A 26,331-nucleotide genomic window follows, 5' to 3' on the forward strand; every position below is an offset into this window, starting at 1 on the left:
GATAGCTGACGGTGTTGAAGGCACTCGCCCGTATTGTCATCTGACTCATGCTGTAGCTGTAACGAATTGGCAAAGGATTGGGATTCGTCGCACCCCGCTTATCAGACTTACTCTCAGTAGTCTGTGCCAACTTTTGATAGACCGGAGCACCTTCCATGAAACACCTTTTTGCCATTTCCGCCCTCATTGCCGCCATGGGCACTTCCATCGTTGCCAACGCAGACGCCATCAACGGTGTAAAAGGGAAAGATCAGAAGACACTGACCGTCACGGCGAAGATCGACGCACCTACTTGTGATTTCGACTTGAATAGTGGCGCAGGGCTGGACTTTGGCAGTATTGAGCCTGGCAGCTTGAAACTGCACGAGATTTACCAACTGCCTCGCAAGGCGATTTCTGTGGCGGTTACCTGCGACGCCAAGACGATGGTCCAAATGACCGTTCAAGACACCTACCTGGATACCCTGCGCAACAGTAAACGCGATGGCCTTCCTCACCCTACCCGCAATCAGTTCGGTTTGGTGGATGCCAGCGACCCAACCAAACTGTTCGGTAGCTACGTGTTTTTCCTGGATAAAATCACGACATCGAATAAAGACGGCAGCACCCAGAACCACGGTATGAGCGGTTTTGAACTTGGCAGAACAGGCGAGATTTTTTCCACCAAGACCAACGAAGGCACAGAGCCGGCAATTATGCTGGTCGGTGACGGCAACGTGTATGCCGAAAAAATGGAAGCGGTCTTCAATGTTGAAGCGTCGTTCCTGCCTGCCTCAAAATTGGATCTTGGTCGCGACGTGAATGTCGTCGGCGAAACCACCTTTAAAATGGTGTACATGTAATTTCATAGCACTGCGTTAAACGACCATCCCCTTTGCCCGCCATTAGTTGAATGATTGATGGCGGGCATTTTTTTGTTTGGCCCTTGCCCTTCCCCCGCCTTATACGCGCCTTTTCTGCCCCTATTCTTTCAAAGCATGGGTTCCACTATTAATTATGGCTGGAACTCTCATTGATCACTCATGACTTTTCATTCGTCTACCGCTTGAGATCCGGGCGCCCGCCGTTATAGTCAACTCATACATCTCCCAATTACCGCTCAGCCGCATCTGAACGCTAGCTGAAACCAACGATTACGCACGTGTTAACGAAGGGATCAATGAATGGCTATACCTTCAACCACGGATGTCGCTGCGCTTATCCCATCACCCTGGGCATTGTTGTTTGATCGTTTGTCATTGACCCCAGCGAACGCACGCGAGGAGATGGCGAACCGACTCGAGATAAAGCGCCGCGGTGATGTACTGGACATCATGTTCCCATACTGACCTGCCTCCCCCCCACAACAACATCAACAACCGTGAATTCACACCTATTCACTCCGGTTATTTCTACCCGCTCGTTATGATTTGCGGCGTCACTTCTACCGCAGGGACTAGCCGTAGGTGCAACTGCTCTACCTGATGCAATTTCAGAAGCAGATTTAACGTATACGGATTGGCAATGGATTGGCTTTCGTCACACAAGTTTAGGCTTTCTGGGCCTTCGCCAACTATTGACATGCCGGAGCAGTACACGTGAAACAGGCTTTATTTATCTCGACCCTCTCCCTTGCCATCAGTTCGTCAGCCTTCGCTGGCCTTCCGGCCACCGAAAGCGGCAAAAAAGGGAAGGCTGAAGCGAAACTCGACGTCAACGTCAAAATTAACGCCCCGTCCTGCACGTTTAATTTGAACAGCGGGCAAACCATCGACTTGGGTCTCACCTCCCCCAGCCAGCTTGACAAGGACAACTCCAAGTCAATTCCTGGACATGCCGCCAGCCTCAACGTTTCATGCGCAGGCCCAATGTTGCTGACCATGAGCCTCAAAGACACTCACATGGATACGCTGACATCCGGCCCCCATAACAAACTTTTCCCTGGCGCGCGTGGCCTGGCACAGCAGTTTGCACTCGTGGACAAAAACAACCCAGACGCCCTGATCGGCAGTTACGTCCTGCACATGAAAGATATCCGCGATTCGAAAGACAATCACTACAACATGAACGATATTGACGGCACCTATTGGGATGTCCATTTGCGCTCAAGTAAAAGCGACGTAGATCGGAGCATCACGACGACAACCTTTACCAACAAATCGGGCACGCCTCAGTATATCGAAGACTTAACACTCGATTTCTCTGTCGAATCACAAATCCTGCCGACCTCCCAATTTAGTTTCGACCCGGCCTCCCCCGTGGAATTTGTTGGCGAAACTACATTTAAAATGGTTTACATGTAAGCCGCACTTACCCGCCCTACTTAATAACGCGTTAGCGAGCCATTCCTTAATGGCAAGCTTTCGCGTGCCCAACGCTGGAACCGCTACATCTTATTATCTGCTCATTTAGCAGATTAAGGCTGCCCCGACCTCTGATACTTCAACACACTGGACCATAGGTAACATTATGAATACTTACTTTAAACACTCCTTATCCGTTACCGCACTGGTATTGCCAGCCTTGATTTTTGGGCTTGAACCGGCTTATGGCAGCGGCATGAGCCCGGATAAAACCGTACTGCTGATTGATGAAGGTCAAGGTGAAACCACCATGAACGTCACCAATACTGACAACGGTCCCTCATTGTTGGTCAGTACTATTTACAACCTTGAAGGTGATGATGAAGAGATCATCCTGGTTAACCCTCCGATGGCACGAGTAGAAGCGGGAGATATGCAATCGGTCCGGTTTATTCTGGAACAAAAAGCCCCCTTGCAAGTTCAACTGCTGCGTCGTGTTACGTTTGAAGGCATCCCCCCTAATACCGAGTCAAAAACCTCTAAAGTGGGCATGACGCTCATGCATGACATGCCCGTTATCATTAACCCAAAAGGCCTGAAAAAAGACCTTACGCCGTGGAAACACTTAAAGTGGACATCCGCGGCTGGAAAGTTGACCGTCAAAAACCCAAGTCCCTACGTCATTCGTTTATTGCCGCTCGTTGAGCTGTTCCCAGGTGATCAGACCCTCTCGCTGCCAAAAACTTATATCTTGCCGGGGCAAACATTAAATCTTGATCTGCCTAAAGATCAACGCGCCGTTGCCACCCGCGCCACGATAAAACCGGCCAACTTGCATGGTTACGCAGCCGAACCTTTCAGCGCCCCAATTGAGTAAGTGCGATATCCCCCAGCACTTTGCATCGGCATTTGAGCACTGATTTCTTGTTTATGAATACGTCTGTTTACCATGCTCTTTGGTTTCGCCCTGCCGCTCGCATGATCGGGCTTATATGCGTCAGCACCTCGGCGCATGGCGCATCTACCCAAGCGCCGCAGCCCGAAAGTGACAATGGCTCCGTCAAAGAAATCACGTATGACTTGGGCAGGCTCAAAGGCCGGAAACTGGACCCTACGCAAGTTCAGTTCTTTGCGCGCTCGGCTAGGTTTCTGGCTGGGCGCCAACGTGTAACGCTGATCGTAAATGGTAACCGCCTGGGCAGCATGAATATGTCATTCAATCATGAAGGGCAGCTCTGCCTGGACGCCAAGTTGTTAGAAGATGCCGGACTTATTACCCCGCAAGGTGCTGCTGATAAGGCGACAAGCTGCGAATCCGCAGCCGACGTTGACAGCCTCGGTTTTCTAGCGCAATTCCCGCAGACCGTCGTTGATTTGCGCCCGGGAAAATCAGAAGTCCATCTGATTGTTCCAGTACAAGCGCTGCAACCCCGCGAACCTGCGGCCCGCCAGTTCAATAGTGGCGGTACAGCCGCCACGCTCAACTACGAGGCCTTTAATTCGGTCACAGAATCTAAAGGAACGTCCATGTCCTACCGAAACATTAATACCGTGGCGGGTCTCAACGTGGGTGACTGGTTGTTTCGCAGCGGCCAGAACTATAGCGCTTCGAGCAGCGGCAGCCAGCTGAGTCATCTTTATGCTTACGGCCAACGTACCTTTAGCGCCATTGACGCCACCGCGCAAGCGGGCCAAATCAATATCGCCAATTCGGTATTCTCTGGCATTGCGCTTTCCGGAATACAAGTAGTCCCCGAGGACAGCTTGCGCGCCGGTACTGGCGAAAGCCCTGTACGAATAGAGGGGATCGCGCGCTCGCCAGCACGCATTGAAGTGCGACAGAACGGCAATCTGATTCACACCTCGGTGATTCCGGAAGGCCCTTATTTGTTGACAGATCTCGCACTCAATCGACGCCAGGATGTGGTCGTTACCGTGATTGAAGACAACGGCTCAAAAAACACCTTCACGCTACCTGCCGCCAGCCTCGATGGCAGCGCGTTCGATACCACGCCGGGCTACTCATTTGCGGCGGGGCAGTATCGTCCCGGCAGCAACCAAAGTGAAAAGCCGTTTGTAGTGAGCGTTAACGGGACCTGGCCCGTCAGCCAAACCACTCAGGTCACCGCTGGCGCACTGGGCGGCACTGACTATCAAGGGTTCGCCTGGTCCATGGGCTATCGACTCACACCTGAGACCACCCTTTCCATGTCTCAAGCAGCTTCCAACGCGAGCAAGCTGGGTCAGCGCGGCACACAGCTCAGTGCATCGGTGTCGACCCAATTACGCAAAAACCTGTCGCTGGGTCTGAGCACCACACAACGGACCGAAGGTTATCGAGACTTTCTGGACAGCGTGTATCGCGCCGAGGATGTCGAAGACATTCTGGAAAACAGCGGCCCTCTAAAGGCCATCGACAACTTCAGAGGCCAAACCCGTGATCAATATGGCGCCTCTCTGGGCTGGGGAAACACGCCAGTCGGAAACTTCAGCGTATCGACGTCTTACTCGAGAACCTTCGATAATCAAAACACTCAGCACCTGTCTGCTACCTGGTCGACCTCCTATAAAAAGGCCTTGTTCAGCGTCAATGTGCGCAAAAATATCGGTAACAGCGGTTACGAAAAAGGCCTGACGACTTACGTGAGCGCCACGGTGCCCTTTGGTGAGAGCGTAAGGACCTACGCCAATATCGATAAAAACGGAACCCGTGTAGGTGCAACCCTGAGTGAAAAGGTCAATGACAGCGCGAGCTATCAGTTACGAGCGGATCATGACGATGCAAGCCATCGCACCAATGTCGCGGCATCCGCCAACCTACTGCCCCGCTACGTACGCGCCAACGTGGGGTACGCCAGGTCGAGCGAGGGCAGTACTAACTACAACGCGCGCCTCAGCGGTGCGGTGGTGGCTCACAGTAGCGGCGTGACGCTGTCGCCCTACCCGGTCGACGACACGTTCGGCGTGCTCTCGGTGGGTGATTTGTCTGGCGTGAAAATCATGACGCCCCGCGGGCCGGTCTGGACCGATATGTTTGGCCAAGCCATCGCACCAAGCCTTGCGCCCCATCGCGACAGCCAACTGTCGGTGAGCGGCGAGTCGCTGCCTCGCAATGTCGACATCGGAAACGGCGTGAAAAAACTCAAGCCAAGCCGCGGCTCGGTCAATCGAGTCGCGTTCGACGTCAGTACCACTCGGCGCACGATGCTCGTGGTCAAAGACCCTAAGGGCGCAACGCTGGCCAAAGGCCTGGCGGTGCTCAACGAGCACCAGCAATACGTCACGACCACCATCGGGAATGGCAAAGTCTATTTCCCGACTCTGGAACCCGGCACGAAGCTGAACGTCATGCTTGCCGACGAAAAAACCTGCCAGATCCGTTATTCGCAACCCAAGCACGCCGACCTGTCGAAAATCATCGAAACCATCGAAGCGACCTGCGTGCCTATTTGAGATGAACGCCTTGAAATCACTATCGCACCTCTATACGCACGCCAAGCTGAGTGTATTGGCCCTCATCACGCTGCTGGGCCTGGCTATCAGCAATCCCGCGCAGGCAGAGCAACAATGCCAGCTTCAGCTCAGCGAGTCGGCACTCGACCTTGGCCGGTTCAACCGCGACCAGCCCGTTCCAGTCAAAGGCTCAAACCTGCTGAGCCTGGGCAAAAGAACACTTAACCTGTCTGCGACCTGCGGTGCCAATAGCATTATGGCCTTGGCCTTCAAGGGGCAGCAGGATCATGAACAAGGCTATCGTTTTGCCAACAACGGTGTATTCGTTGTGAAGGTCATTGATGCACAACTGGATGGCAAACCGGTTCGCTTACGCCCCCTCGATCCCACAGAAGCCACCGCGTCGGAACTGTTTGTTCAGTCTGGGCAGGCGCTATCCCCCTACGTAGGGGCAAGCCCTGCCATCGGTGAATACCTGACTGTACAGGTTGAGATCGAAGCCAGGATCGACCGTGCGGGCACGCGCGTCAGAGCTGATGAGGAATGGGAGGGCTCGGGCCAGTTTGAAGTGCGCATGGTTAATCCGTAAATGGCCGCGAAGAACCGCAGAGCAATAAGGCTTCATGACGGTCCTGGATTGCGAAATGTATGAATAGGCTGCAGTGAGCACTTTTTGAATACCCCTTCGACAACGAGAGAAACGAGCAATGCCAGCATCCTGTCCTTACTGTATGAGCTATTTAATTAACAACGAGTGTTTTCGTTGCAGCACGGCAATAAATTCTGGCTTGGATAAACGACATCAACCTCAGTGCGCCTTGGCAGCAACTGACAACATGGGTGTTGTAATGGAGGTCATGGACGTAACGCACATGCCCTCGATACCCCTATCAATGTTCAAGACACTTGCCGGCAACGCCACAAGACACAACAGGATATTCCGCTGCAAATCTCACCCCACGAACATAGTAGGAAAACATTACTCTTTAATTTTACCCTGCCAAGAAAGCGTCAACAAAAATATTATCGAAAAGAAAAAGAAATTGTTCATTTCGCAAGACGTCATCCCCCAAGTGAACGTCATTTATATTAAGGAACAGCTCTACCTTTGCGGGGATGGTCACCACACGTTTGTCGCGGCGATGGAAGCGGGTTTTCACATGCAATTACGATTAAAAGACTTTGGCCTGAGGCACTCAGGCTACAAAAGCTGGGAAAGTATTAAGTGGGCTGCTTTTGAGAATAAACCTTCGGCTAAAACTGGCACCCCTCTGCTGCCGTTCTACTCCAGTTTCATCACACCGTAAATAAACAACTATCAGGAGCTTTATGAAGTTTACCAGCATACTCTCAGTCCTCAGCCTCGCCTGCATTACCTGCCAGGCACTCGCTAACGACAGCAACCTGACCCTCACCCACTTCAAAGGTCCGCTCTACATCGTTGAAGACAAGGAGTACGTACAGGAAAACTCAATGGTCTACATCGGTACGCAAAACATCACGATTATCGGTGCAACCTGGACCCCGGCAACCGCCGAGAAGCTGGAGCAGGAAATCAGGAAAGTCAGCCCTCTGCCCATCAAGGACGTGATCAACACCAACTACCACACCGACCGCGCAGGCGGTAACGCGTACTGGAAAAAGCGCGGCGCGAGTATCGTTTCCACACAGTTGACCTATGACCTGGAAAAAAGCCAGTGGCGCAGTATTGTCGACTTTACCCGCCAAGGGATGGAGCACTTCCCGGTACTGGAACAAAGCCTGCCGGACCAGGTGTACCCGGGCGACTTTGCCTTGCAGGACGGCAAAGTCCGCGCGCTGTTTTTAGGCGCGGCTCATACCGAAGATGGGATTTTTGTGTACTTTCCAAAAGAGCGTGTGCTGTATGGCAACTGCATCCTCAAGGAAAAGCTGGGCAACATGACGTTCGCCAATCGCACCGAGTACCCGAAAACCCTGAAGAAGTTGCAAGGGCTGATCGACAGCGGTGAAATGCCCGTTGAAGCGATTATTGCCGGGCATAATTCACCGATACAGGGTGTTGAGTTAATTGACCAATACCTGACCCTGCTTGAAAACGACAAGCCGTAACACCTGAGTTCTTTAGAAAAACCGGGTAAGGCTCAGCCACAGTTGGTCTGAGCCGACATCCGTATCCAAATTATCCCGCAACCGTTGCGCGTAGGTCAGCCGTACACTGTATTGCTGAGCCTGGGTGCCCGCCACGTAAACACCGGCGCCTGACAGCCGAAGTCGAGTGTCGCTGCCCGCGCCCCAGGCATTTTGGTTAAGACGCCCTTGTGCGACATCATAGAACCCGGCCGCCGTCCATTGCAGGCCTAACGCGGGGCGCTGGTAACGCACCTCCAGGCTGGCCTGCCAGCCTTCGTCGACAGAGGCGGCGTTACTATCGAACGCACGCACGCCATTGGGCCCACCCATTACGAAGCCTTGCGCACTGTCCAGGTTTCGGTTGCTCACCTGGCTTCTGAGCGCGCCATACAGTTCCCAGTGGTAGCCCAGTCCCATCAAGCCAAAGGCATCCAACCGATGGCGGGTAAAGTGCCCCGCGCTTTTGCGCGTGGTGCTGTCGAGCAGTTGATCCAGCGGGTCGTGATAGGCCAATGCCCCCAGCGTGGTGGACAGCCGCCAGCCGGCGATCTGGCGATTGCCGTACAGGGTGCCGGACACATCCAAGGTGGTGGTATCGACATCACGCGCGCGGGCGTAACGTAATTGTTCGTCCATATAGCGTGATTGCTCATGGGTCAGCCGCACATCTACCCGGCCTTTGTGTGACAACCACATGGGGTGGTTGACCCAGACGCTTGCCGTGTCAGCCTGGCCGTGTGCATCCAGCGACTCAAACTGTTGGTTAAGTCGGTATTCAAGGTGGCTGAAGCCGCTGCCCAAGCGAGTGCCCAACGTGCCGATCGGCAAGCTGTATTTGGCACTGACCTGCTGCAGACCGGTGGCATGCTGCAACGCTTGCAGGCTACTGACGCCATCCAGCGTGAACTGGTCCCCGACCAGCAAGGCCGAGTTGAGTTGCGCACCGGCATTGAGCACTTCACGTCCGGTGTAGGCATTGCCAAAATTGTTCATGTCCAGGTAGCCCCCCACCCGTTTGATGGGCGCCACGTTCACCCCGAATGCGCTGGTTGCCGGAAGGTCACCGGCTTTCAGGGTACCCCGAGCACTGACGCCAGGTAGGTCGTTAACCAGGTACAACGCACGGTCAACCTGCGCGGTTTCGATCAACGTTTGCCCATCACAGGCCCGTTTACAGGTGGCCCGTACCACCAGCGCGTTGAGAAATGCTTGCTCACGCGGGTTCTGGGTGACGACTGAGGGCGGTTGATATCGCCCGACCGTCACCCGCAACCTCAGCTCACCCTCCTGCATGGTCTGAACGGGCAAAACCACACTGACCGCCAGGTAGCCACGCACTTGATACAGTTGCTCTACCGCCGCCATCATGGCATGCAGCTCAGCCAGGGTGAGGTCGCGCTCAAGCCACGGCTGCACGGCACGCTGCAGTTCGTCCTCACTCAGCGCCTGCGCTCCGTCAAAGCGCACGCGCTCAAGCCTGACCGTCGCGGTCGCGTCCGGCGTATCAATCGGGGGTTGCGTGGCATTGCCTTGCGAGGGGGTATCGATGGGGCTGGAGGGTAACCGCGGTATGGGCTCCTGATTAAGTTGGTTACCGAGCGATCCCGCAGAGGGTGGGGCGGCAGGATTCGCCTGTGCCGAAACACCCAAACTTGCCGCAACAAACGCAATGAAAAGAGGCGCCGCAACCGGCGGCCCCCCTAAAGTATGTGAGCGAGTCATTAAAGTACCTGAGCCAACGCTGCCAAGCAGGTTGGACGGGGGGTAAAACGAAGGGGCTTGGACGCTGCTCCGCAGCACGCGTGTTAACTGCGGAGCAACCAAATAGACACCGTGCCCCCGTAAAGCGGGTGCTTATCCCAATGGCTATTTAATGTATCTCTTAGAGATAACGAGGTACGGCGATAGCCTGACCATTGCTGATGAATTCAAAATTTCCAGCGCTTTGCAGGTCAACAGCGCCATTAAACATGATGCCGTAATTATAGTCAGGGGCACTGAGTTCAGTATTACCCGTTACACTCACATTGGCCGCGTTGAAAACCGATGTGCCGTTAAACGATACACCGTAGCGTTCACCATCACCCTCGATACTTATTTTATTAAGCGCGGTAAATGTGTTGCTGCCAGTGAGCTTTACACCATCGCCCGTTCTGAAACTATCGCCAAGATATCCAGCCGGAGCAACACCAACAATGGCGACGTCGTTTGCGACAAAGGTATTGCCGCCCGCCAGATGAACGCCGTCCGAACCTGAGCCTTTGATAACCATTTCATTAGCGTTCAAAGTGCTGCCTGTAATCACTACACCTTTCTTACTGTCTTCAAACGGTGTGATCGGTCCGACGACGTCGAAGTCACCGTTGATCTGAAGCTTTCCGTGGCCTTGGTTCATGGAAGACGCTGTCAGCGTCGAATTCAAAATATTCACGGCACCGTCTTGCCGGCTTGCGTCGCCGCCTTTAGCGCTCAAGCGGATGTCATTGCCTGCCGTTTTACTACCGATCATAAAAATTTTGCGCTCAGTGGACAATTCAACCGCGCCTTTTTTAGACGCGAGGTTTGAATTGGCGACAGTGATCGAGTCGTTGGCGCTAACCTCAATATTTTGCCCAGCGATCAGGTTGCCTTCGATACGCGTGGTGCCCTGGCTGCTCAGCTTGATAGTACCGTCTGACTCAACCTGTTCGTTGACGAACAACCTTGTGCCAGAAAGGTTGACCGAACCTTTCAGATCTCCGATGGAGGTCGCCTTGACAGTGCCGTAAGTACTGACAACGCCTTGCGCAGCACTGAGGGTGATTGCGTTGGCGGTCAAGGTGCCGGTATTGCTCACTTTTGTGCCGGTTGCCGTACCGTCTACCGTGATATCCAGCAGCGGGTTAGCTGTGGGCAATTTCAGGGTAAAGGTATCGGCCGACACCATCTGGATCGAGCCGCCCGGCACATTGATAGTACCGGTGTTTTGAATATCCCCAGCCCCTGCCAAAACCACGTAACCACCGGAGCCCGCAGTAATCGTGCCGGCGTTGCTGATAGTGCCGGCGCCGGCCGCCGTAAAGTGGTAATTGCCATTCATGAAATCATGTTGATCAAGGTGACTGGCACTGCTGAGCAGAGAGCCGATATTTACGTTTGCCCCTTGGCCAAAAAGCACACCATTAGGGTTCACCAGGAACAGCGTGCCATTTGAAGTCAGGTTGCCGTGGATCTGGCTGGCCGGACCGGAAATCTGGTTCAGCGTTGCACCACCTCCAGGGACATGAAAGTTCACTGAGTTGCCGTTGGCAATATCAAACGCCCCCCAACCAATTACCGCATTATGTGTGCTCTGGTTAATGTTCATGGTGCCGCCGGAGCTATTGATGCTGGCCTGCCCTTGCGTCACTACACCGGCGGAAGGCAAACCTTCGGCCATCGCGATGGAAGGCAATAAGGCTTGAAGGATCGCAGCTGCCAAAAGGCTGAATGTGATGGGAAATATACGTCGCGACGGCAACTCAGAGAGCACTGATCGGGGTTTGCAAGACATAAGGAGAACCTCTAAATAACTGGAGAAAACTATCCCTGTCAAACATAACTTTTGCGCACTGTTTCCTTGTCGTGTGAAGCCAGTTTGATGGAAAACTAGTTTGCAAACAATTTAATAGTTCCAATATCACAACTATTCACGCTGCACGGTATTTTTATAAACACCCATCCGCTTACGGGGCCATACGGCTACGCTCTGTGCCCAGGCACAATACCCGCTCCAATTCTTTGATATAAAAACACGGCGTTTTCGGGTCCAGGTCTAACTTATAAAACGTCAACCGCGAGGCGTAACTGGACAGATAAGCATAATTAAACGCTATATCACGATCACGTACCGACAGGCTTCTAAGCAATTCATTGCCACCTACCGGCTTGGTCAAAAAACGTGCGCTGCCAAAAAAATTATTAACCAATTCGAACGAAAATTTTTGGCTGTCACTATTAATTTGCTCAAAATCGTGAATTTGTTTGTCGTGAGATTGAAGCCTGATCAGCACGGGAAAGGCTTCACCACTGCTCATGATCATAGAGCCGGTAGTGAAATAGGCCCCCTCAAGCACATCGTTACGGGATGAGGATGAATACACAAAATGCAAGGTCGTGAGCAACCCAATGCCCACCAATAGCCCAATAGTGCGCTTATTCACTTCAGGCACCTGTCTAGTTGCTCATCCGTCAAGGTAGCTAACTTTGACGTGTGCACTGAAATAAACTCTACCGTGCTGCCACTGATACAAAGGATTTCGTAGAAGCTATGCATCGTATTGAAAATTACCGTACCGGGGGCTTCCAATAAACTCTCTATGCGCGTTAGCACAGGCGCCATGCTGCTCTGTAGCCTCTCGACTTCTGGCGTGTTGGCCCCGGTATACCAAACCGTCAATAAGCCTTGCGTGTCCGTTTTTTTTACAAAATCCGGTTGCAACCAAAGGCTCCAATCGATCCGCCATAGAAAGCTGGTGGCTAATATGAGCGCAACTCCCATCAACGTTTTCTCAGCGCCAATTCGGGCTGTGAGCCATGAGAACCGACCTTGGGGCACCTCTAGGCTGAATGTATTGCTCAATGGCATGGCGTTGAGTTCGCTGCCGTCGCTGGGCTGCCCAGGCGCAACCAGAAACTCGGAGTTGAACTGATAACCTCTGCGAGGAACAGTCTGAATAATTGCACGATGCTCTTCGTCCGCCAGTAACTCCCGAATCGTTGAAATCGCTTGGTTCAGGCTGTTCTGCCCAACGATGCGATCAGGCCAGGCAAAAGCGAATATCTCATCACGGCTGACGATGCTGTCGGCCCTGTCAATCAGAATTTCCAGAATCCGACTGGAGCTATACCCCAGTTCGACTTTACGTTGGTTGCCGTACTCATGAATAATCAGAGTGTTATGTGATGGCAAAAACACGACAGTGCGTACACCGACAGCACACTGGATCACGACCTTTTTAACTTCTGCTTGCGCAGCTTTATCACTCGACACCGACTCATTCGATGATTGCATTATTTCTTTCCTTGCGACGATGATTGTTACGTTGCCGCACTAACTTCTTGCTTTAGATCACTCGATTCATATCAGGATGAACCAATGAAAAATAACCGTTGACCAGTTCTTCGGCCGCCAGGTCTTTGGAGTAGAACCATCCTTGTCCGGTCAACGCCCCTAAAGCGAGAAGTCGTTTTACCTGCGCAGACGTCTCAATACCCTCGACAATGACTTTGAGATTCAGGTGCCAGGCCATATCCAACAAATGGACCAGCACCATATTCGCCGGGCCATCATCTTTTCTCGTCACAAAAGAACGGTCGATTTTAATAATGTCCAAGGGCAAGCAGTCCAGATAAGATAAGTTCGAATAGCCCGTGCCGAAATCATCCAGGGCAATTTTGTGGCCGAGTGCTCGCAGTCGATCCAACTGCACAGTGGCAGCTTGTTTATCCAGCATGACCCCCTCGGTCACCTCAAATACAATGCGCGAAGCAGGTATTCTGTACTGAGCCAAGAGTTGCTCGATATAGCCGGCGAAGGTGGAATCGAGCACATCCTGCGCCGACAAGTTGATGCTGACGTAAAAACGATCACAGGCCCAAATCAAGCGAGAATAATCTTCGATAACGCGCTGGCAAACCCAACGGGTCGTCAATGGCATAAGCCCGGACCGCTCGATCAAGGGGATAAACAGTGCCGGGCTGACTACTTGACCTTTATGTGTCCAACGCAGTAATGCTTCGGCACCTGTCCACATACCGGTTTTCATGTCCACCATTGGTTGATAGCGTATGTCCAATTCGCCATTGACTATGGCCCTGCGGAATTTTGCCTCCAGCGAAAAGTAGAAGGCATAAGCCGAGCAAGAAACCTTAAAAACCGCCAATATGGAAAACAGGCCTGCCGCCCAAACAAACAGCAGAATACAGTATTCGATAAACGCATAGGTTTTGGCTAATAACGTAGGCCAGTGCGCTGGAGTGATGGCGTCGTAATTGCCCAGGGCACTCAACTCATTAAGCACTTCTGGGTCATAAGCAGAGAAATTCCCATTACCCAAATCGATAATATCGCGCATATTTTCGGCCACGTACATCGCAGCCAAATGCTCCGCCGCGTACAGCGCAGCCCAGGCCATCAACAACGCTGATATCAGCCAGAGTACGCCATAGGCGCCGGTTATTTTAAACTGACTAGACAACGTGTGTCGGGAAGGAGCATTAGATTCACTTGCCAATGGGCACTCAATAGAATGCCCATTATTAAAAACGCGTTTGAGTACTTTCACGTATCAACCTGCTGGGAATGGACCCATCTCGAATAACTAAGCCAGATATGACTCATTCTGGCGTGCGGCCCTATGAAGTCAGCAACACCTCTTCATGACCGCCTAAGAATGGAATGATCTGTCTACTGCCTGATTGGGAGGGCGAGAATAAAGCAGATCGGGCTGAGGACTGGGTGACGAGTGGTGAATTCATAACTATTCACCACTTTACTCGATGTTAAACGCGTGTGAAGCATGCCCCGACACCTGCGAAGGCCAGTGTAATTATGTGACTTAGGCTAAAATTTAAATCAAGCGTTTGCACATTAATCATAGGCCAGTGTCACACTCACTAACGCGTTGGCCTCTCCTGAGGTTATGGAGGTATTGGTTTTTACATATTGCGGAATCAGGACAAACGAGGGATTTGCACTTATCGTTGTATTACTTTTTATCTGCCACTGGGCTGACGAGGTAGCGTCTACAAAGCTTGAGCTAGGTCCGTATGTTACCAATGAGCCATCTTGCTTTACAAACTGGACACCTACTCCAGTGGCTGGGTTACCTGTTTGCGTCAGGCTCAGCGTTGGAGAGCTGTTACCGGGATCGTTCTCATCTGTCATCGTCACATAAATCCCCATATTTGGATCAGTGCACTGAAGATTTACCGTGACGGGAGTTCCCGCGACTGCATCACCTACGGCATCGAAACGACTAGCAGAGATAACCCCCATACTGACAACGGAGGGGGAGGCACTTACTTCACATCCCGTTGCGGTATATTCGACAGAGAATGCTCCCATAGAGGTCCCCGGGCGGTCATGACCAAAACTACCATCCAACAGAGGAGTTCCAACAGATAGTTGAGGAACATTCATCTGTCCTGCCGGAATATTATCAGCGATAGAAATAAATTTAACGTTATAAGAAAAATTTACGCTCCCTTGGGCGCAGCCATTGTGCAGCCCCCCCACACCAGTGCCATCTCCCTGCATTGGTACAATGCCAGAATCAGGAGAGCAAAATAATCCGGAGCCTGTCGCTTGAACATTCATTACAAAACCGATGTAGTCATTTAACCCATAAACAGAATATTGCTGCCCTCCTTCATAGTAGCTCAGACTTGTCAGCCGCGAGGTATCCATAGACATGCCTGTCTCTCCCCATGCGCCGAGATCCCCCACGCGCAGCGAAGTATTAACCCAATTTGTTAACGCTTGACCTATTATTGAACCACTGGAAACTTTCTGAATAGTAATCGGTAAAGTATTCAACGTTGTAGAATAAAAAGCAGCAAAGGCGTTGCCCGCTACAGGCATAAGAAGCAGCACAGAGAGGCTAACAGTTCCAAGCTTTTTCAAAACGCTCACAATAGTCATAATTACTGATACTCCAAAACAAAGTTCGCAGTCGCGTTGGCCACCCCAGCATCCACTACGTCCACCGCACGATATTGCGCATAAAATACTAAATTATTGGACGTACTCGGTTTAATAACAATGGCCGTGGCCATTTTTGTATTAATGGGCAGCCTGGCATTGTTAGCATCCAAAATTTCAATCGCCAGCCCTGGGGCGGTATCAGGCTCCTGAGTAAGCTCAAGAAGTTCTGAATTTTCAGAGTTTGCAGCGCCCTGAAAAGTCACTTTCACTCCGCTCGCCAAAACACCACAATTCTCGAGTTTTATAACAAACTGAGTTTTTCCAAACGCAACGTCATTGGCATAAAACTGTTTAAGTGCGATATCCCCCATCGCTACCGTCATATTTTGCGAGTCGGCCGACACCACACAGCCGTTATCGGCAATTGCACCTTGAACACTCAGCAGAAGGTCATAAGCAGACGCATGTTGACAAAACAACCACCCACTCAACGCACACAGATAGCGCCAGCTCATTACACACACTCCGCGGCTAACTTGCTGATTTTTTTGAATTCGCTGTCATCGTTTAATTGATAGTCGACTGTGCACTGCCCGTCCGCCCCTGCTTTCCACTGCACTTTCAACTGCCCTTTCAATGCAAGCCCCGAAAGGAATACCTGGCCGTCGTTACCCACGATATTGTCGTTTGCATTGCCGGCCTGAATCACACTGGCACCAAAGGGAACCGGCCGCCCCTTGTGGGTAATACTCATCAATGCGCGCACGCCAACACGCACGTCAAAGTCTGCACGGACCAGGGCACCTCGGGTCGGTACAACATAGGCCACAGGGTTATCCAGCTCGATGTTATTGGCCAGGGTGCCGGTTTCCAGCGCGACGCGATTTTCGCGATAGTTGGAAGCAGATGGCACCACCGCGTACCCGTACCGGTCAGTTGTGATGCCAACACCACTGGAAACCCTAACGTCCTTGGCGCGCGGAGCTTTAACCAAAATATTGGTTTCACCCAGCGGCTGACCGAAGGTGACACCGTCTTCATGGGCTACGATCCCGCCGCTAACCCCGTAGTTAAGACGACTGCTTTGCCCACTGTAGCTGTAACCCATATTGGCGTTACCGGTGCCACCGCGGTATTGGGCAGAAACGTTACTGCTGGCCAGATGGTTGCTATCGCTGTAGCTCTGCTGAGCACTGTAGTTCAGGTTATTATTTTCCAGAGCTGTGCCCGATACGCCGGCGTTGTAACGGCTATACCCCTTATCATCGACTGTCTGGCCATAGGTGGCATACAGGGAGGAACGCGTCCCTTTACCGGACGTCAACCAACTTCCCAACGGTATGGAGACATTCAGCGCAAATACCTGATCCGCCTTTTGAATCCAGGCACCTTTGTTGTAGCTATAAGAGAAGGTGTAGTTAACCCCTTTGAGGCTGGTTTGATAGCCCGCCTGGAAGAGATCAGTCATTTCCGGTGTATTCCAATACGTTTGGCGACTGCCACTCACATACATCGAGCCCAGGCTTCCCAGTGGCTGGGATATATTGAGCTGAGCATTGGTGCGCTTGGGATAACGCAAGTTGTAATAGTCGGAAAACACCGGAGCCTCATAGACCTCGCCGTCCTGTGCGAGAAAGGTAGGCCGACGCTCCATCAATTTGCTGGCCGTATCGGTGAAGTTATAAAACCCTCGCGTGGAATATTGATAACCCGCCAGCTTGAAATTTGTACCACTGCTCACAACCGTTTTGGCGTATAGCATCCGCAGTGAATATCCAGAATGCTCACTGTCGTCGGCCAGGATACTGTTGGCTGCGGTAATATCCAGCGAAGCGGCTCCCCAATATCCCAGGTTTTGTCCGACGCCTATCGAGTACGCTTGGTATCGTTGGGCATTTTGCATCCCCCCGTAAATAGTCATGCCTGAAGACAAACCATAGCCCATTGTGCCCTGGAGGATGGTGGGGCTTGTTTGGTAATTCGTGTTTCGCAGTGTGCCGGCAACCAGATCATATTTAAGACGGCCTTCGCGCTGTAATATAGGCAGCGAGGCAAATGGCACGCTGTATCGATTGACTCGGCCATCAGCCTCCACCACGCTCACTTGCAGATCGCCATTAGAGGCCGTCGGATAAATATCAGTGATCGCAAAAGGCCCTGCTGCGACGTACGTTTGATAAATAACGTTGCCACCCTGTCGGATGATCACCTCGGCATTGCTGTTGGCAATACCACGAACAACAGGGGCAAACCCTCTCTCACTGTCCGCCAACATATTGTCGTCGGAAGAAAGCTGGGCCCCTCGAAAGCTGAAGCTATTAAAAATGGTGCTCGAGGTTGAAGTGTCACCCAGCAGCACACTGCTTTTAATGCTCGGCAGCGCTCGCAGTGCATAGCTGTTAAGGGTTTTCCAACTGGCGCCTTGACCATTGTTATAACGGTTGCCATTACTGACTGTAGAATTGTTTCTCAAGCGCCAGGCCCCCAGATTGAATCCGCTGTCCAGATTCAAAAAATAGCTGTCGCCACTTTTTATTTTGCTGCCTTCGGTGCGAGCACCGATGAAGTTGTAGTTGAGCAAAAACGCGTTGAGACCGCTGTCCCAACTCTCGACGGCCACAAGACCTCGGGCTTGTTTATTCAGCACGGCCTGAGGAAGACTCACATCCAACCTTAGCTGTTCCAGCGTCAACACTGTTTTGGCGCTGGGAATCAAAGAGTCCAAGGGCACACACGCCCCCGGCAATACGTCAGCTAACCCAGGTACCGCAGCAGGGTTAATATTGAAGTTGCCGATGTCCTGCGCGGTAAAGCAGGGCGTCAGTGCCCCCGACAGATGGCCCGGTGCGGTGACGGCTTCAAATAACACATCCCGGGAATCAAAAAATGCCCCGTTCAGATAAAGGTCAAGTCGGTACAAACCGGGAGACGCAAGATCAGAGGTTTCAAACCTTGATAAATCTGCAACATTGGACGGCGTTTTCGACAGAAAGGCAGGGTCAAAATAATCACCGGCATAGGCCAAGTTTCCATACAGTGAAGCAGTCAGGCACATATAAAACTTGGCATACTGAAAATAAAATCGGTGTCCGGCGTTATACACAACAACCTGATCCGTAGTGTCACGACGGGGACAATATTGCATTTTGCACTCCATGTTTAATATTATCCATCCGAGCATCGAGATTGAAAATCTCTCATAATCGGGCCTCGCCTTTTTAGATGGCTGCGCGCCAAAGACGGAACATTTTACAGAAGAATACTTATTCGCCATCATCCTTGACAGCGATTACAACGATGTAAAACCAGCCACAACTACATCTCGACTTTCAGAAAGATAGTGACGTCACTTACCGCTGATTTATTTTATTTTTACTACGGCGCCATAATCATTTAAATAGGAATAGGCCAACTCACCATTTGTCCCTTTTTGCACGTCAACACGCTCTTCAGAGAAAGGTGCAACCATGATGCTTTTAAGCTCATGGGCGCCGATGGAAATGTTGGTTAAGTTAATAAAATAGGGCGTTGGATTTTTAAACACGACTTTATCCGCGGCTCGCTCAGCTTCAATACGCAGCGCTGCATCACGGGACCCGTTCACCAGCGCTGCCGGGCGGTAAAATAATTTTATGCGACTGACCACCGCCAGCTGCAAAGTGCTTTGGCCCTTTTGCATGGCCACCTTGCTCTTTGAAGGAATCGACTTCACATTCACCAGGAACAGGGTTTCTCGGTCTTCGGCCAGTGCCGCGCCTGTATACATCAGGCGCAGGGTATTTTCGGACTTTCTTTTGATTTTGAATAACGGCGGAGTCATCAAGAAATCTGCCGCGATCTTGCCGTCGGGCGTCTCGATCCAGGATTGAATCAAATAGGCATTGTCAGCGTCTGTATTACTGACCGACATAGAGACTTCAGCTCGGTCGGAGGGGTAAATAACCCGTGTTGTTCCAACGCCTACGCCGCCCGCATACGTAGCCGTAGAAACAGCACACGACAATAAGAACACCCACGCGCCTAATCGCTTCTTATAAGCACAGACAATACTCAAGACTTACTCCTTGTTCAGTTTCGAATCACTTACTGATAAATCAGCGTAAAATCAGCATAGGCGTTGACAGCACCAGGCGTGATAAACAGTTGGGTCATTCTGTATTTGGCTGAGAATCGCAGAGTATTCACGCCATTATTCAGAGAAACAAAATGAGCAGGCGGAATATTAATGGGTTGTAATTGATTGCGCTCATCAAATATCGCGACCCCGACACCTTCCGCCGCACCAGGGCCAGGCGTAACAGCAAGCACCTGTAAATCCTGAGTGTCTACAACCCCTGTGAATGCAACAGCAACGGATTCACTGACGTTACTGGAACATCCATCCAACTGAATACTAAATGGAACCGCCGCGGCATCGCTGCCGACGCCTGAAAATTGGTTACTTCTCACATCGCCCAACTGCACAATTTTGTCGGTATTACTCAGGCTGACCAGGCAGCCGCCATTCAATACCTGCGCAACCACTGTTACTCGCCCACCAGGAAGAAGGGCATTGACATGCGGCGCAATCACCTCATCGGGTTTAGCGACTGATGCGCGGGCGCTCGAATAAACTGACAGCTGAATAAACCCAAGAAAGATGGCTCCCCATACAGAACACCTGCGGACATTCAAGTTCGCGCACTCCTTGCTTCAACGATAGGTGCCGAGTTACAAAATGCCGCTCGGGACACTTTATAACTCGAAGTATTCACTATTAGAAATAGTTCATATTAAAGTTAACAATCGCACTGGCATCGCCCGGCTTTACACCGCCTGCCGCGACCAGCGAGACAAAACCAACTTGAAACATCATTGTGTTCTTGCCCGGAATCAAATTAGTTGCCGCGCTCTTAGTTGTATTGTCAGCCACAACAGGGTTACCACTGGAATCAAAGATCTGCAAAGCAACACCATTTGAAGAGCCTGGCCCCTCACCGGCAACGATCGCTGTTTTATCAGCCACCAGGCCATTCGTATTAGTGGTATCAATAGTGGCATCGAAACTGACGGCTGCCTGGGCGGAAACAGTCGGGTTACAATCTTCCAGCACGATACTGAATGGAACGCGTGCTGCGGACTGTGTACCTATGCCCAAGTCGATTGCAGCCGTTCGAATCTGCCCCATTTCTACTGTAATACTGGTCGTGTTCACAGCACAAGCAGCATCCACCACCCTGCCATTGAATTGAATCTGCCCACCGACAACTTCTGTTGGAGAAGTAGTACTAGTCGCAGCCGTCGCCCCCCCACAGGACAATGCAAATGCAACGCCACAAAGAGCCAGAACTTTCTTATTCATTACATTACTTCCATTGATTTGTAGGCTGCAGTCGCGTCTTTAACGTCCAGCATGCCGGCATTGCTGGAACATTGAGTGCAACACATCCATTACGTACGTTAAGGGTTGCTCAGAGCCCCCCAGCCATCGGTTCACTGCATCCATTCCGACCGCCTCAAACTGACAGCGAAGGCCATCACGCACAAATCAATCAGGGTGATTTCACAAGAATTCATTGAGGGTACGACCCACTTTCAAAGGGGGTCGACGTTACCGCCAGCGCGGGTGTGAGCGATATGAAAGAACTAGCCACACATGCCCACCAGGGCACGTGTGGATGTTCAGAGGGGGATCATCACAGCCAGGCTCAGTGTTCGGCACCAAAACAACGGAGCGCTTCCAGCTCTTTCAAATAAAAACACTGGCTGCCGGTACGCGCCGCTATTTTATAAAAGCTCAGCCTGGAAAATTCATTGGAATAATAAGCGTAGTTAAAAGCAATGTCCCGATCCACGCTAATGGTATCTTTAATCCACTCACCGCCGCGTTCTTGGTTGGTCACATAACGGGCGCCCCCCAAAAAACTGCCTACTTGAGTGAGGGAAAAGTCCTGACTTTTTTTATTGATTTCTTCAAAGTCATGTAACTTGTAGCCATGAGACTGTAAGCGCAGACTGGTGTCATAGACCGCGCCACCACTCATAATCAATATGCCTGACGCAAAGAATGTGCCTTGCAACATTTGTCTGTTTGACTGCGCCGAATAGGCGATATGCAAAAACACTAATACACTAGCGACCGCACACAAGGTGATTGTCCAGCGAGCATTGGGTGCTTTCAATTGATGCACCTATTCAGTTGTTCATCCGTCAATTGGGAGAGCCTTGACTTATGAACGGTAATAAACTGCACTGACTTGCCTTGGTCAATGCACACAATTTCATAAAACCCATGCATTTTATTGAAGATAACGGTTTCTGGGTTCTTGACGAAGGTGAGCAGACGATCGCGTAACGGCTGCACATCGGTCTGCAATTGGAGCAGTTCTTGTGGGCTTTCCGATATGTACTGAACGTCCAGCTCACCCAGTGTTTCACTGGCGCTGTACATGCCCTGCTGCAACCACAACGACCAGTCGATACGCCAGGCCAACGTCACCGCCAACACCACGACTAACGCTGCAAGCAGGTGGTTGGTAAACCGTGAAAGGCGGTGGAACGAATAGGACACTTGGGTTTGTTCAGGCAGCACTGCGTCATCAGCACTGTCCGTCATTACGCCGCATGCCTGCTCAGCGCCTTTGCTAGCGCTGAACTCATCGCGATCTTCGTCCAGATGAGCCGAGTTGAAACGATACCCGCGTCGGGGAACGGTCTGAATGATGGTCCGTTGCTCATCATCACCCAGCAGTTCGCGGATATTGGAGATTGCCTGGTTAAGGCTGTTTTGCCCAACCACCCTGCCCGGCCATCCAAAGGCGAACATCTCCTCACGATCGACGATCAGGTCCGCCCGGGAAATCAACAATTCAAGGAGCCTGCTTGAGCTGTAGCTCAACTCAAGTCGGGTGATAGTGCGTCCATCACTTACCAGCAAAAGATGCTGGCTGGGGGTAAATTGCGCATAGCGCGACGTATCATGAAGTTTGAGTGTCACCTGCTGATGCCCCACCGACGGTGGAGTATTGCTACCAGCGCTTTCAATGGGTTGCATTACCGTTATTACCCCGCACCCGCCTACGACATCCTGGATAGATTGCGAATACACCTAGGCAACCGGCGGCACGCTTAATGAGCGAGAGTATAGACAATTTTAGACACATTCAAACGGGCCGGACGCCCGATATTTCTGACTACTGGTAGTTGATCGTAAAGGTCACGGTGGCATTCGCCGGACCGCTTTGCGCCACTGCGTTGGCTTGTTTGATGTAACGCGCCTTGAGACGGATAAGATAACTCCCTCCTTCGTTCGACTGCAGTGAGAGACCACTGTCAAGCGAGGTGGACAGCTTGATCGGTTGAGCATTCTCTTGAGCGATTTGCACGCCAATGCCTTGCGCAGCTTTCACGGCACCCTGCAGGCCAGGCGTGAGACTCAAGATCCCCTCTTCATTGGACACAGCCGGTTGGGTGGGGTCGATTCTGAACGCCACTTTGTTGGGGTTTAACACCACACCAGGTTCACCACCCACCGCACCTGCCGAGTAATAGCCGTGAAATCCCGGACACTGATTGAGTGCGATGCCAAAGTCCTGCCACGGGGTGTAGCCGAGGTGCTCGAACTCACTGATTGGATGCCTTCCCAGATTGACCTGAACATGGGGCGTCCGGCAGGTTTGTGACGCGACTCTGAGCAGGCCAGAGAGTCGCACTTTGCGCACCGGCAGCTGCTGCCCCCGGATGTCATAGCCGATAAGCACAGTGGGCAATGTTGCACTAGAAATAGCCCCCGCTTCTACGTTGGCGCTGACTTTTATAAACGACAGCGTGAATTTATCCAGACCCTGATTGCGCAAAACACACCCTTCCGATCCAGGGCAGTTGGCGCTCCTTGCGATGGATGGGAAGGGGCGATTATCTGCGTCCAGAATTTGCACGCCGATACCTGCAAGATTGGTCGGGTAAACGCTGCCCCCCGCGCGCGTTTGATAGCCGGGAATCGCTGCAGCGGGGGTCTCCACGCTACGCCTGACACTGATGTCATCTACCCCCGGGGCGCAGCGAATCGCGGGATTGCCTGCAAGATTGAACACTTGCCGGTAGACCTCGGTTCCCACTGCAATGTCGCGCCCAACGGTAATCTGAACGGCACGCAACGCCAGGGTCGATTGGATCAACCCGCTCCTCTCCACCAATTCACAAGAGGCCATGGCGGTGCCGGACGCCAGTGCAACGCCCCATGCCAATGCATATTGAATACCGATAGGGGTGAACATGTTCCCTCTCCTCAGGCCAGAACGGATTAGTGTTGGATGGGTGTACATACGCCGTCTTGTGACTGTAAACCTCGCCCTTTGTCGTCTGACGCCGGGAGCATCAGCAGGCACTGCTGACTGGCCTGCCGCCCCCAACTGACCCGTACCTGATCCACGCCTTCTGGCACCCGCGCATAGAGCTGCCCGCCCTGGCCAACCATGCCCAATGGCTGTCCAGCGGGAAGGCTCACGTTCGCACCGAAAGGCAGAGGGCTGCCATCGACCAAATGCACGTTAAGTAACAGCGCCCTGCCCGTGTTGGTCGCGAAATCAACCGCCAACACGGCGCCAGCGGTTGGCGCAACTTTGCGGCTGGACTCAGCCAAATCAACCCCCCTGGATGCACCGCGAGGGTCGATGCCCACTTCGTTGAGTTCATAAGGACGCAGGTAAGGCACCACCGCATTACCCTGCCCATCCAGCCTGACTCCCGGGTAGCCCAGGACTTCTGCACCCTGCGCCCCAGTTGCACTGACCACTGCGATGGTGTCGCTACGAAACGGGCTGAGCGTAATCCCCTTCGGGTGGGCTACCAGGCTGCCACCCATGCTCAGCCCCAGAGCGGCGTAACCGTCACCCTGACTCAACGATCCGCTCATAGCAGTTTTTGTCCCTTGGTACTGGCCATTCCATGAAGTACCCGTCGCACCGCTTGCACCGTCACGTTGGACACCCACACTGTAACTGTATTGATTATTCTCTCCGGCACTGCTGCTCAGGTATAAGTCTTCGCTGAGTTTGCCTTGTGCATCGCGCCCCAAGCGCGCCGACAACTGGGAATAACCGCGCTTTGCGCCGAACTCCAAGGGAAAATTGACAGTCAGCAGGTAGCTGGTGTCCATCGGCCCCAATGCCAGGCGACTACGGTTGGCATTTAGACTCAGGCCCACACGTCCCACCTGGGTGCTGTAGCTGAGCTGATACTGCAAGTCATTCCCGGCAGCGTTCCAGTAGCGCTGGGAAGACGCACTGACACCCAGTTGCCCCCAGTTTCCAACACGCTGATTGGCGCTCAGAATCACGCGATTGCTCACAAGCGAAAGTCCAGAGCCACCGGACAGAGCACTCTGTTGAAGCTCTAGGCGCTGCGCGGCATCGTTCAGGTCCCGTGCGCCCGTCGCCGAGTACCAATAAGACGCCGCAGTGAAATAGCTACCGGTGGCGAGCACATTTTTGCTGTACAGCAGGCGCAAGGTCCTGCCGTCCTCTGTACCACTGGAAAATCGGGTTTTTGAGTGCGTAAGGTCTACCGCCAGTGCCCCCACCGGCGTATTCATGGCTACCCCAGCCAATAATGCATTGTACGAGTCGCTGACTTGTAAGCCGCCTTCGCCCGTAAACAGGTTGTTCAGGCCATGTTGAAAGGTGGCCTGGACGAAGCTAGGCGGATGATCAAGGTACTGGTTACGCAATTGCCCCGCCGTCAGGCTGTAACGCGAAACGCCGGGGCGCAGCAACTGGCTGACTGACGCGTAGGGTACGGTAAAGCGTTGCTCGCTGCCGTCGGCTTCAATGACGGTTACGTTCAGATCACTGCCATATCCACTGGCGTAAAGATCATCGATCACAAACGCGCCAGGCGCCACCAGGGTCTCCAGCAAAACGTTGCCTCCCTGGCGCACGACTACGCGGGCGCTGGTGCGGGCAATACCACGAATCACTGGCGCATACCCGCGCAACGATTGCGGCAGCATTCGATCGTCCGTGGCTATTTGCGCTCCCCGATAGATCACGCTGTCAAATATCTCGCCCGTGGTATTGGCTTCGCCCAGGGTTAGTTGGCTTTTAAGTGCCACCAAATCACGCTGCAGATAAGTGCTCAGGTCCTGATACGTTGACCCGCTCGAGGGCTGCCAACTTACTGAGCCGTTATGGCGGGCACGCCAATTGCCAAGGTTCAATCCGGCATCAAAGTTGAGGTAAGCCGAGTCCTCGGCGTCGCCCTTGAGGTTGCGAGTGGCGTTGAGGCTATAGCCAAACGTCGCCGCGGTCGCGCCACGACTCCACAACTCAGGGTTGACATACCCTCTGGCGTCACGGCGCATCGCCACCTGAGGAACATAAACACGTAAAGCCAAGGCCTGCGAGTCGAATGCCACGCTGCTGCCGTTGACGGTATCCGGCAATACCAGGCACGTTGGGTGGTCTGATAAGGCTCCACTTAGCGCGTGCGAATCGACCCCCAATTCATCCAGCAGCACCGTTGTGAAACAGGGCACTACATCGCTCCCCAGCGCGGAAAAAAGAATGCTTTTTCGGCCAATGGACTGATCGTTGACGAACACGTCCACCCGGTACGCTCCCGGTAAAACGACACTTCCCTTTTCAAAAGGCGTCAGATCCAAATGCTCCGAACCCTCAGGCAGGAACGCACTGTTAAAACGTACTTCAGCTGCCTGGGCCCCCTGCAAAGGCTGAATGACCGCCGTGAACATCCAGACAACGATCGGCCTGGGCAAACGTGAGGCACTCAGATACCGAGCTAATTCGGCCCAGGAATAAAAAAGGATCTTCATGGATTACT

The 26,331-nt window shown here is 52.5% G+C and carries 22 protein-coding genes; 7 read left to right on the top strand and 15 right to left on the bottom strand.

Going from position 1 to position 26,331, the window contains the following annotated elements; all coding sequences use genetic code 11:
- The first annotated feature begins 155 nt into the window (after positions 1–155).
- From DK871_RS16295 to bla, 7 genes are all read left to right on the top strand, one after another.
- Positions 156–842, top strand: coding sequence for a DUF1120 domain-containing protein (locus tag DK871_RS16295; RefSeq protein ID WP_161905762.1), 687 nt, complete (start codon positions 156–158; stop codon positions 840–842).
- Between the two features lie 735 nt (positions 843–1,577).
- Positions 1,578–2,282, top strand: coding sequence for a DUF1120 domain-containing protein (locus DK871_RS16300; protein WP_161905763.1), 705 nt, complete (start codon positions 1,578–1,580; stop codon positions 2,280–2,282).
- 166 nt (positions 2,283–2,448) lie between these two features.
- Complete coding sequence (locus DK871_RS16305) at positions 2,449–3,159, top strand: fimbria/pilus chaperone family protein (protein ID WP_161905764.1); 711 nt, start codon at positions 2,449–2,451, stop codon at positions 3,157–3,159.
- 53 nt (positions 3,160–3,212) lie between these two features.
- Positions 3,213–5,735 (top strand): fimbria/pilus outer membrane usher protein, encoded by a 2,523-nt coding sequence (locus DK871_RS16310; RefSeq protein ID WP_161905765.1) that lies wholly within the window; start codon positions 3,213–3,215, stop codon positions 5,733–5,735.
- 1 nt (position 5,736) lies between these two features.
- Entirely contained in the window at positions 5,737–6,324 is a 588-nt protein-coding gene (locus tag DK871_RS16315; protein WP_161905766.1) for a hypothetical protein, read from the top strand.
- Positions 6,325–6,607: 283 nt separating this feature from the next.
- Complete coding sequence (locus DK871_RS16320; protein ID WP_161905767.1) at positions 6,608–7,042, top strand: hypothetical protein; 435 nt, start codon at positions 6,608–6,610, stop codon at positions 7,040–7,042.
- Positions 7,043–7,064: 22 nt separating this feature from the next.
- Positions 7,065–7,826: an SFH-related subclass B2 metallo-beta-lactamase gene (gene bla, locus DK871_RS16325; RefSeq protein WP_161905768.1), complete on the top strand. Its 762-nt coding sequence runs from the start codon at positions 7,065–7,067 to the stop codon at positions 7,824–7,826.
- A gap of 12 nt (positions 7,827–7,838) precedes the next feature.
- Here the strand turns inward: bla and DK871_RS16330 are convergent, their stop codons facing one another.
- From DK871_RS16330 to DK871_RS16400, 15 genes are all read right to left on the bottom strand, one after another.
- A complete protein-coding gene (locus DK871_RS16330; RefSeq protein ID WP_161905769.1) occupies positions 7,839–9,314 on the bottom strand; it encodes a ShlB/FhaC/HecB family hemolysin secretion/activation protein in 1,476 nt (491 codons plus the stop codon).
- A 415-nt stretch (positions 9,315–9,729) separates the two neighbouring features.
- Entirely contained in the window at positions 9,730–11,379 is a 1,650-nt protein-coding gene (locus DK871_RS16335; RefSeq protein WP_161905770.1) for a filamentous hemagglutinin N-terminal domain-containing protein, read from the bottom strand.
- A gap of 172 nt (positions 11,380–11,551) precedes the next feature.
- Positions 11,552–12,028, bottom strand: coding sequence for a hypothetical protein (locus tag DK871_RS16340; RefSeq protein ID WP_161905771.1), 477 nt, complete (start codon positions 12,026–12,028; stop codon positions 11,552–11,554).
- On the bottom strand, positions 12,025–12,879 hold the full coding sequence (locus DK871_RS16345; protein ID WP_161905772.1) for a winged helix-turn-helix domain-containing protein: 855 nt from the start codon (positions 12,877–12,879) through the stop codon (positions 12,025–12,027). The genes DK871_RS16340 and DK871_RS16345 overlap by 4 nt, the downstream gene beginning before the upstream one ends.
- Before the next feature lie 52 nt (positions 12,880–12,931).
- Positions 12,932–14,152, bottom strand: coding sequence for an EAL domain-containing protein (locus DK871_RS16350; protein WP_161905773.1), 1,221 nt, complete (start codon positions 14,150–14,152; stop codon positions 12,932–12,934).
- Positions 14,153–14,457: 305 nt separating this feature from the next.
- Entirely contained in the window at positions 14,458–15,510 is a 1,053-nt protein-coding gene (locus DK871_RS16355) for a fimbrial protein (protein WP_161905774.1), read from the bottom strand.
- 2 nt (positions 15,511–15,512) lie between these two features.
- A complete protein-coding gene (locus tag DK871_RS16360) occupies positions 15,513–16,028 on the bottom strand; it encodes a fimbrial protein (RefSeq protein WP_161905775.1) in 516 nt (171 codons plus the stop codon).
- Complete coding sequence (locus DK871_RS16365; RefSeq protein WP_161905776.1) at positions 16,028–18,658, bottom strand: fimbria/pilus outer membrane usher protein; 2,631 nt, start codon at positions 18,656–18,658, stop codon at positions 16,028–16,030. Before DK871_RS16365 ends, DK871_RS16360 begins: the two co-directional genes overlap by 1 nt.
- Before the next feature lie 216 nt (positions 18,659–18,874).
- Positions 18,875–19,567, bottom strand: coding sequence for a molecular chaperone (locus DK871_RS16370; protein ID WP_161905777.1), 693 nt, complete (start codon positions 19,565–19,567; stop codon positions 18,875–18,877).
- 29 nt (positions 19,568–19,596) lie between these two features.
- Entirely contained in the window at positions 19,597–20,187 is a 591-nt protein-coding gene (locus tag DK871_RS16375; RefSeq protein ID WP_161905778.1) for a fimbrial protein, read from the bottom strand.
- An 82-nt stretch (positions 20,188–20,269) separates the two neighbouring features.
- Positions 20,270–20,854: a fimbrial protein gene (locus DK871_RS16380; RefSeq protein ID WP_161905779.1), complete on the bottom strand. Its 585-nt coding sequence runs from the start codon at positions 20,852–20,854 to the stop codon at positions 20,270–20,272.
- Positions 20,855–21,200: 346 nt separating this feature from the next.
- Positions 21,201–21,674, bottom strand: coding sequence for a hypothetical protein (locus DK871_RS16385; protein WP_161905780.1), 474 nt, complete (start codon positions 21,672–21,674; stop codon positions 21,201–21,203).
- Positions 21,671–22,546 carry a winged helix-turn-helix domain-containing protein gene (locus tag DK871_RS16390; RefSeq protein WP_161905781.1) on the bottom strand — a complete coding sequence of 292 codons (876 nt, stop codon included), beginning with the start codon at positions 22,544–22,546 and terminating at the stop codon, positions 21,671–21,673. Before DK871_RS16390 ends, DK871_RS16385 begins: the two co-directional genes overlap by 4 nt.
- 139 nt (positions 22,547–22,685) lie before the next feature.
- On the bottom strand, positions 22,686–23,768 hold the full coding sequence (locus tag DK871_RS16395; RefSeq protein ID WP_161905782.1) for a fimbrial protein: 1,083 nt from the start codon (positions 23,766–23,768) through the stop codon (positions 22,686–22,688).
- A 26-nt stretch (positions 23,769–23,794) separates the two neighbouring features.
- Positions 23,795–26,323 (bottom strand): fimbria/pilus outer membrane usher protein, encoded by a 2,529-nt coding sequence (locus tag DK871_RS16400; RefSeq protein ID WP_244657845.1) that lies wholly within the window; start codon positions 26,321–26,323, stop codon positions 23,795–23,797.
- Between the last annotated feature and the right edge of the window lie 8 nt (positions 26,324–26,331).

Origin of the sequence: Pseudomonas sp. L13 (genome assembly GCF_009935965.1) — a bacterium.
Taxonomy (GTDB): Bacteria; Pseudomonadota; Gammaproteobacteria; order Pseudomonadales; family Pseudomonadaceae; genus Aquipseudomonas; species Aquipseudomonas lactis.